Below are 12,760 nucleotides of genomic sequence, written 5' to 3'. Positions count from 1 at the left end.
AATCAGTTCGATGCCCTGCCGGATGGACATCATCCTTTCATCATCGAACAGGGCATAGAGATGGGACGGCCATCGCTGATTCATCTTCATCTCGATGTCGACAGCGGGCAGATCGCCAACGCGCGCATTGGAGGCCAGGCGGTGCGTATTGCCTCCGGAATTCTTGAGCTTTGATTTTATTGGATTTTCCGCGGACTCTGAAATTTTTTTGACAAATAATCAAAGAAAATTCGTCTGGCCGCTGGACAATCAAACCGATCCTATTTATATGCCCGGTCACGCCGCCAGCAAGCGGTACGGGTGATTAGCTCAGTTGGTAGAGCAGCTGACTCTTAATCAGCGGGTCGTAGGTTCGAGCCCTACATCACCCACCATCTTTTCAAGCACTTAGCTGAAATTTTCGCTGATTAACGACAACGATTCGGAAGCCGTCTTAGCTTCTTGCTCCACGTTGTTCCGTGTCCGGCGACGCCGATCGCCTTTGGTCAGCTGTCGCTTTCCGACAGCCGGCTATCCTAAGGTCTGTCCGGCCATGTCCGGCACATGGAGCGTGCCGACCATCAAGAGAACGCGGAGGCGGCTGGCCAGTTCTGCGCCTGAAAAGAAACTGCGCGGTTATCAGTCCGAAAGTCTGCCAAATAGAAGGCCGGCAAATAAGCCCAAGAGCTGTCGCAATCAGGATGGACTGCTGGCCGATGGATTTTCCTTTGCACCCTGCACCACATTTCGGCCTTCAGGAATGGTCTGGGTACTCCACCAATGGCCATACCGTGCGGGCTGTTCATCAGTCAGGCTGAGATTGTTGCGTGAGAGGGAACGCCGGACCTGTTCAGCGGAGATGCAGCAGGAACATGGTCGGCGCGGTTACGGACATTGTGAAGAATAGGAAAGACAGCCCATATTTCAGCCGTCTTATCCGGCGCGTTTTGATACCATCCCAATCGTAGCGCATAAGCATATCCCTCTGCTTTCGTATTTCTCGTGAATGCAAAGGAGTATCTTGAATATTGTTTGCGCGAGGCTTGCGAAATATTGTTGCCGGCCGGAGTGGCGACAGTGTCGTTTCATGCAATCCTATGATGAAATATCCGCTGTTGTATTTTCCAGGTGCAATACTCTGCTTACTTTGACTATCCGGGTGGAGGCCGGTGCTGTGCCATGTTTGATATAGATGGGATGCGGTGCCGTTTCGCATCGCACCTCACCAAGCATGTCTGCTCGGCGGCATTGCCATCGCCTTCAACCGGCGTACGCTCAATGCTTTTTATGCCCGCCTTCCATCAGGCTGAACACAAGGATGGCTGCGAGGATCAGCATCAACGTATAGTCGAAAGGGGTGAGGATACGAAGCAGTTCCATGATGTTTCTCCTCCCAGAGAATACGTACCAGAACAACCGTTAGTATGTTCCTTCAAAAGGCGTGTGCCAAGTTTTTTACATCCTGCGGTGCAAAAACAGCATTGTGCGAGGCACAAATAACTGTTTGTTTAAAAAGGCATATCAGCACGGGATTGACTTCTGAAAGTTGCATGACGAGGGGACACCCGCTGCAATCGTGTTGTCAATAAATTTTATAGAGTATATCATCATCTTGAGTGGTAATTGCGATCGGTCGGCGCGCGGGAAATTCATGCGGCGATCAGTCCGGAGGGAGTTGGCTATTGTCTATCGGCTCTGACCATCAAGCGCGTGATTTGCCCGTCATCGCCCCCGTCATCGCCATCGTCGGCGGCGGCGTTTCCGGAACGGCGGTTGCTTTCCATCTGCTGCAGCGACAGACGTTGAAGGCCGGCCAGCTCTTTATATTCGAGCCTCGGAAGCGCCTCGGGGCAGGGCTTGCCTATGACACGCAGGACCCCGCTCACCGCATCAATGTGCCGGCCGCCAAGATGAGCCTGCTGCCCGATGACATCGAGCATTTTCAACGGTGGCTGCAGGAGAAAAATGCGCTTGCTGATGATGAAGCGGCTGTTGCCGCCAATGGCGGCCTTTTTCCGCGGCGCTCCGTTTTTGGTAACTACATCAACAGCATGATCCGCCCTTACGTCGAGGATGGGCGTCTTGTCCACCTCGGTCAAAACGTGGAGCGTGTTCAAAGGACGGGTCACCGTTGGAAAGTCACTGGCGCTGCGGGACAGAGCGTGGAAGCGGATATTCTCGTCGTCGCCGCGAGCCATCCTTCCCCCTTGCCGCCGCGAGAGTTGCAGGAAGCGCTTGCCGATCACCCACGCTTCGTTGCCGATCCGACACGGCCGGATGCGCTTGCCGCCATCCGCGCCGGGGACCGTGTGCTGGTCGTCGGCAACGGCTTGACCTCGGCCGACGTCATCGCCTCCCTCGCACTGAGGGGACACGAGGGACCGATCACGGCCATATCCAGACGTGGCCTGCGTTCGCGCGGGCACGCGGCAGTAAAGCAGGAACTGTTCGGCGATTTCGTCAGCCAGCCGTCAAAGACCGCACTCGATCTTCTGCGTCGTGTGCGGACCGCCATCCGCGAAGCGGAGGCCGAGGGGCGCAGCTGGCATGCGGTCATCGATCAGGTGAGGGCGCAGGGCCGGCATCTGTGGCAGGCGCTGCCGGTCGAAGAACGCCGCCGACTTGTCAGGCATTTGAGGCCGTTTTGGGATGTGCATCGTTTTCGCGTGGCGCCGCAGGTGGAGGCGGTCGGTGAGCGGGCGCTTGCAAGCGGCCGGCTCGAGGTGCTGGCGGCCTCGGTCGCGGCCGTGGACGTCACCGATGGCGTCATCGATTGTACGTTGCGGCTCAGCCGTTCCGAACGGCGCATCGACAAGCAGTTCGATGCGGTCGTCGTTACCACCGGTCCGGGGCACCGTGGCATTCTTCAGTCGCAAGGCTGGATCGATGAGCTGTCGAACGCCGGATTTCTGGCGCTGGACCCTGCGCGGCTCGGATTCGCCTGCGACATGCAATCGCATGCACTCGCAACTGATGGAACGGCGGTGCCGTCTCTGTTTATTTCCGGACCGCTAGCACGCGGAACTTTCGGCGAACTCATGGGATTGCCTGAAGTGGTCGAGCATGCCGTGCTCGTCGCCGAACAGGTTGCTGGCGCGATCAACGACTACAAGCCCGAGCAAAGGAAGGCCTATTGGGATAGTAGCGCCGCCTGAATCCAAGAAAAACCGCAAATTCGTTGCTTAGACGATACAATTGCCTAAATTTACTCATATAAACTATACAATTTGTGAGTTACTATCTTGTTCGTATGGTGTGGCGGGGTTACTTCGGCGCTCCATGCTGACGGGACCGGCCGGTTGAGTCTCTTTTGAGTGATGCCGCGTCTTCAACAATCGACTTGCAGTAGAGCGGACGGCCATGCTTACGAAAAAAGGAAAATATGGGTTGAAGGCGCTGGTGGATCTCGCTCGCCTCGGTCCGGGCGAAACCGCGTTCATCAACGATATCGCGCTGCGCAACAATATTCCGAAAAAGTTTCTCGATACGATCCTGCTCGAATTGCGAAATGCCGGCGTCCTGCGCTCGAAGAAGGGGCCAGGCGGCGGTTATTCGCTCTCGCGTCCGGCATCGGAGATCCGTATCGGCCACGTCATTCGCACTCTGGATGGCCCGCTGGCGCCGATCCGCTGTGCAAGCCGCACGGCCTATGAAGCCTGCGACGACTGTTCCGATCCGGAGCGCTGTCAGGTGCGGCGCTCCATGACGGAGGTGCGTGACGCGATTGCCGAAATTCTCGATAACATGTCGCTGGAGCAATTCGTTGCCGGCGGCGGCGATATCGACGTCCCGGAACGGGAAGACTATCGCGCATCGAATATCGGCTGATCGTTTCAGCATCCGCCAAGGTCAGGGCAGCGAGGTCTTTGATGGCTTCAAGCCATTGAGATGATAGTTGCCGACCAAATTGTACTTCCGGCGCGCGGGGTCATGCAGCGTGTGGATGCGGGCATTGCGCCAGTGGCGATCGAGATTGAGGCCGATCCGTGCCGATGTCGTACCGGCAAGATCAAACAGCGTATTGGCCGCTTCCATGGCGATATCGGCCGTGATTGTCTGGGCCGCCGCGACCGAGAGCGTGGCATCGACGACATGATCCTCGGTGAGATTGATCTGCGCGGCGTCGATCTTGCTGCCGGCCCGTTCGATGATCGCCGTTGCCGCTTCGATGCGAACGGCGATTTCTCCGATCCTCGTCACGGTCAGCGGGTCGTCAGTTGCCTTTTTGGAGTTGCTGCTGGCGGATAAGCCAGGCTGGGTCCGTACGAACTCCATAGTCGCCGCCAGCGCGGAGCGTGCAATGCCGAGATTGATGCCGGCATGGGTGAGCTGGCTCACGCAATCGATCACCGTGGGCCGGGCAAGCTTCTCTCCGTGCAGAAGCACCGCATCGGCGTTCAGATAGACATCATGAAGGATTGCAGTGCCATTTCCGGAGGTTCGTTGACCAAAGCCGTCCCAGTCATCGATGATCTGGATGCCGTCAACGTCCCTCGGCACGACGGCTGCCACGAGCCTCTTGCGTTCGTCCGGAGCGAATAGAGCAATCCAGTCTGAAAAGAGAATGCTGGCGGAAGGCGAGCTGCGGCCATTGAGGCGAAAGCCAAGCCCATCCGATCTTAGGTGCAGGGCATCCGGATCCGGGTTCGCATCGGATTCGGAAAAGATGGCGCCGAAGCGGTCGCCTATGATGGCCCGATCGAAAAGCGACGCCCGCTGGTCTTCACCACCGCCGATCCTCACCGCTTCCAGCACATGAAAATGAGTCTGCAGTATTTGTGCGATCGAAGGGTCCGCCTCTGCCAGAACGGCAATGACTTCGGCGAGAACGCAGTTCGAAATATCGATGCCGCCGTGTTCCGACGGAACGGAAATGCCGAGCAGGCCCGATCGAGACAGGGCTTCGACCTCGTCGTAAGGCAGGATGCGATTGATATCGCGGTCGCTTGCCTGCTGAGCGAAACCGGCTGCGAGCGAGCGACCGATATCCAGCGCTTCCTCTTCGCTTTGAATGCGATGCGCGGGCTGCCTCACGCGTTCGTGCAACTGCGAAACAGTTCCCATCCACCACTCCTCGGCCAGCGTCAGGTCAGTTATTCAAGCGCGGCAAATCGGTGAGATCTTAATTCTATAGATCTGGTGTATAATGGATTTTCCTGGCGTATTGGTGCCGCGCCTTCAGCATAATAAGCATCGGCGGCGGAAATTGTAAGCGTGCAGCTTGATGCAAGGCGTATCGGGGCAGGGAGTTTTACGATTCTCTTCTGCCGGCCATCGCCGTCGAAAGCGGCTTGATAAGCTTATTGCAGCGGGAGGATTCGTTTTGTCTTTTCGTCAATCGAAGCCAGCGCAGGATGCGAAGCGGCGCCCGGTCCATCGGCATGTTCTACGCAACGGCGTCGTCGATCTTATTCCTTCCCGGCAAGAAAGCACTTGCTAGCGGCGCGTTTTCGCGCTTTCATATACGACTAAATAAGTAGACAATGGCAATAATCTCGCTGCCTGACGAGTTTTGAAGAAGTCATCATACGGCGGCCGATTGCAGGCATCTGGTGTTGGATCAGAGTTGGACCTGCCTGTTGCGTTTTTTCATATGGAAACAATTCCGGATTGAAGGGGCGCGCCAAGTGTTGAGAACTGAAGCGGCTTTTATGCGTTCTGTCTGCCGCGGTTCCAAGGTTGCCGAGTCCCAGAGATCGAAGTTTGTGTTTCCAGGCCCGTAAAGTGAGCAAGCCCCAGAAGGGCATGATCGACCACCTCTGGCCCCAGGAGTTGATATGACGGTTCAGGGATTCCTTTCCGCCAGGACGAATGCGGCGGCACAACCCTATGCGATGCCGCGCATCGCCGTGATCGGACGCGGCTTTTCCGGAATGATGATGGCGATCGCCTTGATGAAGACGGTTCGTTTTCCCTTCCATCTTCAACTTTTCGACCCAAATTCCAGTGTCAGTGGCGGTCAGGCGCTGGCCTCGGGGCATAGCAGCGAGATCCTCAACAGCCGCGTTCGCGATCTTTCCGTTTCCGCCGGCGATCCCGACGATTTCAATCAATGGCTTTGCGGCAATGCCGCCTTCCGCAGTGCTGTTCCGGCGGCCATACCGGGCTTTCTGCAGATCTTCGTTCCGAAGAGCATTTTCAGCGACTACGTCTATCAGCGTTTTTCGGAAGCCTTCTCGTCCCGGCGTGATGTTGCGGTGCAAGTCAGCAGCGAGACGGTCTTCGGACTTCGACGCGTCCGCGGCGGGCGCTTCGTGGTGGAAAGCGATGGCGCCGCCAATGCGCCGTTCGACATGGTGGTGCTGGCCACGGGCTATGGCATTGCCGATCAGGAATCGCAGGCCAGCGATCTCGTGACCGTGCCGACGGCCGTTCGTGCGCGGCGTCTCGTATCGCGACCGCACACGATCCTTCTCGGAAGCGGGCTGCGCGTTGTCGATCGGCTGCTGCAAATGCGTGAAAACGGCTATACGGGACAGATCACCATGGTTTCGCGGCGCGGTTTCCTGCCGCAGAGCCATACCCGCAACAATGCCGATCCTGTCTTTCCCGCTGACGAGATGCCCGGCAAGCTTAGCGAGATCGTTCGGTTCGTCCGCAAGGCTTGCAGTGAGGCGGAGGCGAACGGTCAGAGCTGGCAGTCCGTCATGAACGGTTTGCGCAAGCATGCGCGCTCACTGTGGCGATCACTGCCGGCCGGCCAGAAGCAGCAGTTCAACCGCCATCTGCGAGCACTCTACGACAGTCACCGCAACCGGCTGCCCGAAGCGCTGCATGTTCGCCTCGAGCAGGAGCTTGCCGAGGGTAACACTCTGTTGCGGCGCGGTCACTTTATCCGCCGAACGCCGACCGGGCTGGTTTTGAAGCCGGCCGGCCGGCATGACACCGAGCAGCTCTATGCCGACGATGTCGTCGACTGTCGATGTCAGGCGCCTGATCTGAATGCGCCGTTGCTGCGCAGCCTCATCGATACCGGGCTTGCCGTCCCCGACGAGCTCGGCCTTGGCCTTGCCGTCGAGGCGACTGGGGGGCTCGAGGTCAATGGCCGCACGGCGGAGGGGCTCTTCGCCATCGGTCCCCTGGGGCTTGGAAGCCTCCCCGATATCGATCTGGTGCCTGAGATCGTGACGCAGGCCTATGCGGCGGCCGAGTGCGTCGCTGAGCGTTTCCATCCGCAGTGCAAGGCAGTGTGAGAACTCCGCCGCTTCCCGGCGGCTTGGAGGTTGGCCACCATTCCGATCCTGCGGGGCGAACAGGCGTAGATCTGCCCATTGCCAAGATTTTTCCTGGCCTATTTCCGGACGGGCAAAATCGGTCCTGCATATTGTCTTCAAGATGAGAGCGGGCGATACACGGTTTCGGACGCGGCCCACGGCCGGATAATGGTGTGGAATGCCTTTGTGTCGCCTTTCTTTGTCTTACAAGGCGTAGGCATAAAGACTATGAAATTCGCGATCACACTGCAGGACGACTCGGTTCTCCATTTTTGCGGCGATTTCGGTCATCCGCTGTCCGCGACTTTTGTGCGACGAGGAGCTTTGCTTGCGCCTGCTGAAATTCCGTCTTCTTCTGCTGCCCCTTTTGCTGCTGGGGTTGGGCGTCCTTACAGCCGCAGTTCCGCCGGCCGGCGGGCGTGCTTTTGCGCAGAGCCAGCCACCGGCTCAATTGCCGCAGCAGGCGGATCAACAGCCGGCGCCGCTTGCCAACGGGCTATTGGACGCCGCGGTCGCCGATCTTGCCAAGGCAAGAAAGGACTATGCGTCGCTTCATGACAGCGCAAAGCAGCCGGTTCTGGATGACGAGACGCTGGTGGCGCTGTCCGGAAAGGTCGATGATCTCAACCGCGCCGTTGCGGCAATTTCACCACGCCTGAAACCCCGCACTACCGAAATCGATGCGCGCCTGACCCAGCTCGGCGCCGCCCCCAAGGAGGGCCAGCCGCCCGAAGCTTCGATCGTCAAGCAGGAGCGCGACCGGCTCAACGCCGAGCGCTCGCAGATCAGCGCCGTGATCCTCGATGCCGACAACCTGACCGCGGAGACCAACCGCCTCTCCATGCAGTTCATGGAGATGCGCCGAAAGCTGTTTACCGAGACGTTATTGAAGCGGACGGATATTTCCGCCACGACTTTCGGTGATGCGGCCGCCGCTCTCGTCGACGAGGGCGTCAAATTCAGCGGCGCCGTGACGAGCTGGATCGGATTCGTGCTGAAGGCCAAACTTGCCTCGCTGCTGGCCGCCGTCTGCCTGTCGATCGGTGCGGCGCTGCTCTTTCTTTCCGGTGGTTACCGGCTGTTCCGCCGTTACTACGTGCAGGATGAGGCGATCGAGAACCCGCCCTATATCAGCCGGCTCTCCGTCGCTTTTTGGTCGACGTTGATCCGCACGCTGTCGCTGGCGGCGTTTCTCGTTACCTCCTTCTTCTTCCTCTCGAATTTCAATGTGCTGCGACCGGATATCGCGCCGATATTGGCGGCGGTCTTCGGCTTCATCGGCCTTGTCTATTTCGTCGGTCGCTTGAGCAATGCCGTGTTCGCGCCGTTCCGGCCGCATTGGCGCCTCGTCAAACTGTCGAACAAGGGTGCTCATTCCTTGTCCTGGTGCCTGCAGGCCATGGCTGTGGTCAATGGGTTGGACTACGTCTTCGACCGCATCAGCGAATCCATGGGATCGCCTGTGGTCGTCACGGTGGCGAAGAGCTTTCTGGCGGCACTGCTGATCGGCCTTATTCTGATCGCGGCCTCCTTCGGCTCGCCGATGCTGGCAAGGAACGGCGATCCCGATGCGCCTGGTCGCCACTGGCCGCACGGCATGGCCATCATCCTTCGCGTCCTCGGCATATTGGTGATCTTCACCTCGTTCATCGGCTATGTCGGGCTTGCCCGCTTCATGGCAACGCAGATGATCGTGACGAGTGCCGTCATCGCAACCATGTATCTCGGCTTTCAGCTCGGCAAGGCAGTGTCCAAGCAGGGCGTCTTTGCCGAAACGATTATCGGCCGCTTTCTGGAAAACCGCCTGAAGCTTCGCGAAGTGGCGCTCGATCAGGGCGGCCTCATTGCCGGGCTTGCAACCTACGCCGTCGCACTGCTGACGGGCATTCCCTTGATCCTGATGTCCTGGGGTTTCCATGTTCAGGATCTGGAAGTTTTCGCCTACCGGCTGTTTACCGAAATCAAGATCGGCAACATGTCGATCTCGTTGCTCGGCATCTTCGTCGGCATTCTGCTGTTTGCCGGCGGGTATCTGGTCACGCGCTGGTTCCAGCGCTGGCTCGACAGCAATGTCATGGCGCGCGGACAAGTGGATCTGGGCGTCCGCAACTCGGTGAGGACCGGCATTGGCTATCTCGGCATAGCACTGGCGGCGATCTTTGCCATTTCCGCTGCCGGCATCGATTTGTCCAGCCTGGCGCTGGTCGCCAGCGCGCTTTCGGTCGGTATCGGCTTCGGTTTGCAGAACATCGTGTCGAACTTCGTATCCGGTCTGATCCTGCTGGTCGAGCGACCGTTCAAGGTCGGTGACTGGATCGTCTCGGGCACGTCGGAGGGTATCGTCAAGCGCATCTCGGTGCGTGCCACCGAGATCGAGACCTTCCGCAAGCAGTCGATCATCGTGCCGAATTCCGAGCTCATCAACGCATCGGTCGGCAACTGGACGCATCGCAACAGGCTCGCCCGCTCGGAAATCCCCGTATCCGTCAGCTTCGATGCCGATCCGCGCAAGGTCATGGACATTTTGCTGGAACTGGTGCGAGCGATCCCGAAGGTTCTCAGAAACCCGGAGCCGCACGTCGAGTTCCTGCGTTTCGGTCCGTCGTCGCTCGATTTCGAGATGCGGTTCTATCTATCGGATCTTTCCGACGGCATGGAGATCCGCAACAATCTGCGCATCGAAATCCTGAAGCGGTTCAAGGAGGAGGGGATTTCCATTCCCTATCCGCATCAGGAACTGCATATCGTTCGCGGTGGCAAAAGGGGTCGTCAGGCCGATGGCATGTCCGGTGGATTGACGGACTCTGCCGATGGTCCCGAGGCTGCGGACGACATGGCGGAAGGCTTCCGCCCGCCGGCCGAAGAAAATGTGCCGGAAGCAAAGAACGCCGGCCGCCGGCGTGGCAGGACCGCGGCAGAGTGATCCCGCTGCCGGGATATCCGTGAGGCTTTGCCATGTGCGGGTGAGAGAAATGTCCGGTGCGTTCGAATTCAGACCTTCTCGGTTTGTCGCGCCGACCGGCCGCAAGGGCCGGTGTCACGCAGCGTGCCTGGAACAGCGCAAGCCGAAAAAGGCGGGTCTCTTCATCTATGAGAAACCAGTCGGTTTAATAAATACGCAAAAGCTTTGTCCTAAAAGGAGCCATCGAGGGAAAATTTTTAAAAATAGGTTTTCAGTATGCCATTTCTGGGTGTTTCGGGAATGCAATATTCCGGTGCGTCGCTTGCCGGGTCGCGCATTCTTCTCGTCGAGGATTCCAATCTCTTTACGTCGATGATCAGAGCCAAGCTGAAGGAGCTTCTGGATATCGATGTCGAGACTTGCCGCGATTTCGAGGAGCTGCAGCTTGCCTACGAGAAGTCGTCGGAACCGATCAAGCTGGCCATTTCGAATATGAATCTGCCGGGAGCGGAAAAGGGTGAGGCCTTGGCCTATCTGCTCGATCTCAGCATTCCCACGATCGCCTTCACCGGTACTTTTTTGGAAGGCATGCGCGACGAACTGATCGCCAAGAACGTCGTCGACTATATCCTCAAGGACAATGTGTTCGCGGTCGACATGCTGGCGGAATCGATCTGCCGTTTCCTTACCAACCATCGTCATCACGTGCTCATTGTCGACGACAGCGCGACGGCGCGCGCTTTGCTCTCCAGCCGGTTGAAGCGCTACAATTTCAGAGTCAGCGTCGCCGAGAACGGCATCAAGGCGCTCGAGATCCTGAAATCCAGCCCGGACATCGGTCTTATGGTCACGGATTACAACATGCCCGATATGGACGGGTTCGAACTGACGCGGCGTATCCGTTCCACCACCGGTTCGCATGAATTGCGGATCATCGGAGTTTCGTCGTCCAACAACCGGCTGCTCTCGGCACGCTTCCTCAAGGCCGGAGGCAATGACTTCATCCTGCGACCATTTATCGACGAGGAATTCTACTGCCGCGTGAATCAAAACCTCGACACCCTGCTGCAGATCCGGGCGGCTCGACCGGCTGGTACTGGTATGTAGGTCCAGCAAAGCCAGGCAAGGCAAACCCAAAAAATGTGAGGGAAAATCATTTTTTATGCAAATCTCCGCAATCAGCGGTTCCAATTTTTTCACGAATCCTGTTCAGGATACCGTGTATGGCGGTTTGGCAGACCTGCGATTGACTGAATATTCGTGTGCGCCTCAGGGCGCGGGAGGAATTGAAGGGAAATGGTACTGCATGAGGGATCCTTCAGCGGCGGCACGGGTCACCGCAATGGCAGCCAGAAAATACTTCTGGTCGAGGATTCTCGCATGTTTGCGGCTGTGTTATCGCATCGGTTCGAGACCGAGCTGGGGCTTGCCGTCACGCATTGTTCCTCCCTGAAGACACTGAACGAAGCGTTGGCCGAGGCAAACAGCGGTTTCACCATGGCGGTAATCGACCTCAATTTGCCGGATGCAGCCCATGGTGAGGCGCTCGATGTCGCTGTCGCCAACGATATTCCAACCATCGTCTTTACTGCATCGTTTGACATGACGACGCGCCATCGCATCATGGAGCGCAGTGTCGTCGACTACGTGCTCAAGGATAGCGAGTTTGCGCTCGACAATCTCGTCTCGTCCGTCAGACGCGCCATCGCCAATCGGTCTACGCGCGTTTTGGTCGTGGACGATTTGCCGTCGGCCCGAAAAATGTTGACGGATCTGCTGCACGCTCAGCAGTTCAAGGTCGCCGAAGCCGGCACCGGCGTCGAAGCATTGGCAATGCTCGAGACGTTCGACGATATCGAAGTCGTCGTTACCGATTACAATATGCCCGACATGAACGGCCATGAGCTGACCCGGCGCATCCGCCATCGCTATGGTTCGGACCGGATGCGGATCATCGGCATCTCGTCTTCGAACGACCGTTTGCTGTCGGCGACATTCCTGAAAGCGGGAGCAAGCGACTTCATCTATCGCCCCTTCGTTCCAGAGGAGCTGCAATGCCGCATCGCGCTGAACGTTGAGACGCTCACCCAATTGAAGCAACTGCGTGCGGCGGCGGCGAGCGACTACCTTACGGGTCTCTATAACCGGCGTTACTTCTATGACCATGGTCCGCGTCTTGTGAACGAATGTCTGCGCCGGCAGCGGCCAAGCTCAGTCGCCATTCTCGACATTGACCATTTCAAGAACCTCAACGACACCTACGGCCATGAAATCGGCGATCAGGTCCTGAAGGCCGTTGCCGGACGGCTTCATTCGCTGTTCGAGGGCAGCGAGAACCTGCTGTCGCGGCTTGGCGGCGAGGAATTTGCCATTCTTTTCACCGAAATGAATTCCCGCGCGGCGACCGCGCTTTGCGATGAGGTGCGCCTCAGCCTTGCCAGCCTCAAGGTTCACGCCGACGATGAAGAACTGTCGGTGACCGTTTCCATCGGCGTGGCGGAGATCGTCGGATATGAATCCTTCGACAACTATCTCAACGCTGCCGACCAGTTTCTTTACATGGCCAAGCATAATGGCCGAAACCAGGTTTATTCCGACTTCAGGATGACGGAAGACGCGGCCGAATAGGCCGCGCTCATCGATCCGTCGCCCGGTTTTCCGACGC

At 58.0% G+C, this 12,760-nt stretch carries 7 protein-coding genes, 1 tRNA gene and 1 pseudogene; 8 read left to right on the top strand and 1 reads right to left on the bottom strand.

Features of this window, described 5'->3' with window-relative positions:
- From Q4Q11_RS17350 to Q4Q11_RS17335, 4 genes and pseudogenes are all read left to right on the top strand, one after another.
- A pseudogene (locus Q4Q11_RS17350) lies at positions 1 to 174 on the top strand (phenazine biosynthesis protein PhzF); the annotation flags it as partial.
- A gap of 124 nt (positions 175 to 298) precedes the next feature.
- Positions 299 to 374: transfer RNA gene (locus Q4Q11_RS17345), tRNA-Lys, on the top strand.
- Positions 375 to 1,661: 1,287 nt separating this feature from the next.
- Positions 1,662 to 3,134 (top strand): FAD/NAD(P)-binding protein, encoded by a 1,473-nt coding sequence (locus tag Q4Q11_RS17340; RefSeq protein ID WP_498570277.1) that lies wholly within the window; start codon positions 1,662 to 1,664, stop codon positions 3,132 to 3,134.
- Positions 3,135 to 3,339: 205 nt separating this feature from the next.
- Positions 3,340 to 3,807 carry an RrF2 family transcriptional regulator gene (locus Q4Q11_RS17335; protein ID WP_112510059.1) on the top strand — a complete coding sequence of 156 codons (468 nt, stop codon included), beginning with the start codon at positions 3,340 to 3,342 and terminating at the stop codon, positions 3,805 to 3,807.
- Positions 3,808 to 3,828: 21 nt separating this feature from the next.
- Here Q4Q11_RS17335 and Q4Q11_RS17330 read toward each other — a convergent pair whose 3' ends face one another.
- Positions 3,829 to 5,043 (bottom strand): SfnB family sulfur acquisition oxidoreductase, encoded by a 1,215-nt coding sequence (locus Q4Q11_RS17330; RefSeq protein ID WP_498570276.1) that lies wholly within the window; start codon positions 5,041 to 5,043, stop codon positions 3,829 to 3,831.
- A 713-nt stretch (positions 5,044 to 5,756) separates the two neighbouring features.
- Here Q4Q11_RS17330 and Q4Q11_RS17325 point away from each other — a divergent pair.
- The 4 genes from Q4Q11_RS17325 to Q4Q11_RS17310 all read left to right on the top strand — a co-directional run bounded on the left by Q4Q11_RS17325 (position 5,757) and on the right by Q4Q11_RS17310 (position 12,723).
- A complete protein-coding gene (locus tag Q4Q11_RS17325) occupies positions 5,757 to 7,172 on the top strand; it encodes an FAD/NAD(P)-binding protein (RefSeq protein ID WP_498570275.1) in 1,416 nt (471 codons plus the stop codon).
- 349 nt (positions 7,173 to 7,521) lie between these two features.
- A complete protein-coding gene (locus Q4Q11_RS17320; protein ID WP_498570274.1) occupies positions 7,522 to 10,116 on the top strand; it encodes a mechanosensitive ion channel family protein in 2,595 nt (864 codons plus the stop codon).
- 255 nt (positions 10,117 to 10,371) lie between these two features.
- On the top strand, positions 10,372 to 11,202 hold the full coding sequence (locus tag Q4Q11_RS17315) for a response regulator (RefSeq protein ID WP_112510049.1): 831 nt from the start codon (positions 10,372 to 10,374) through the stop codon (positions 11,200 to 11,202).
- A gap of 189 nt (positions 11,203 to 11,391) precedes the next feature.
- Entirely contained in the window at positions 11,392 to 12,723 is a 1,332-nt protein-coding gene (locus tag Q4Q11_RS17310) for a diguanylate cyclase (RefSeq protein WP_498570273.1), read from the top strand.
- Positions 12,724 to 12,760: the final 37 nt, after the last annotated feature.

This window comes from Rhizobium sp. UFLA01-1127 (assembly GCF_059803845.1).
This window is presented reverse-complemented; position numbering and strand designations above follow the sequence as displayed.

Coding starts and splice junctions, on each gene's coding strand:
- Q4Q11_RS17315 (WP_112510049.1), top strand. CDS start 10,372: ATGCCATTTCTGGGTGTTTCGGGAATGCAATATTCCGGTGCGTCGCTT.
- Q4Q11_RS17310 (WP_498570273.1), top strand. CDS start 11,392: ATGGTACTGCATGAGGGATCCTTCAGCGGCGGCACGGGTCACCGCAAT.
- Q4Q11_RS17325 (WP_498570275.1), top strand. CDS start 5,757: ATGACGGTTCAGGGATTCCTTTCCGCCAGGACGAATGCGGCGGCACAA.
- Q4Q11_RS17335 (WP_112510059.1), top strand. CDS start 3,340: ATGCTTACGAAAAAAGGAAAATATGGGTTGAAGGCGCTGGTGGATCTC.
- Q4Q11_RS17330 (WP_498570276.1), bottom strand. CDS start 5,043: ATGGGAACTGTTTCGCAGTTGCACGAACGCGTGAGGCAGCCCGCGCAT.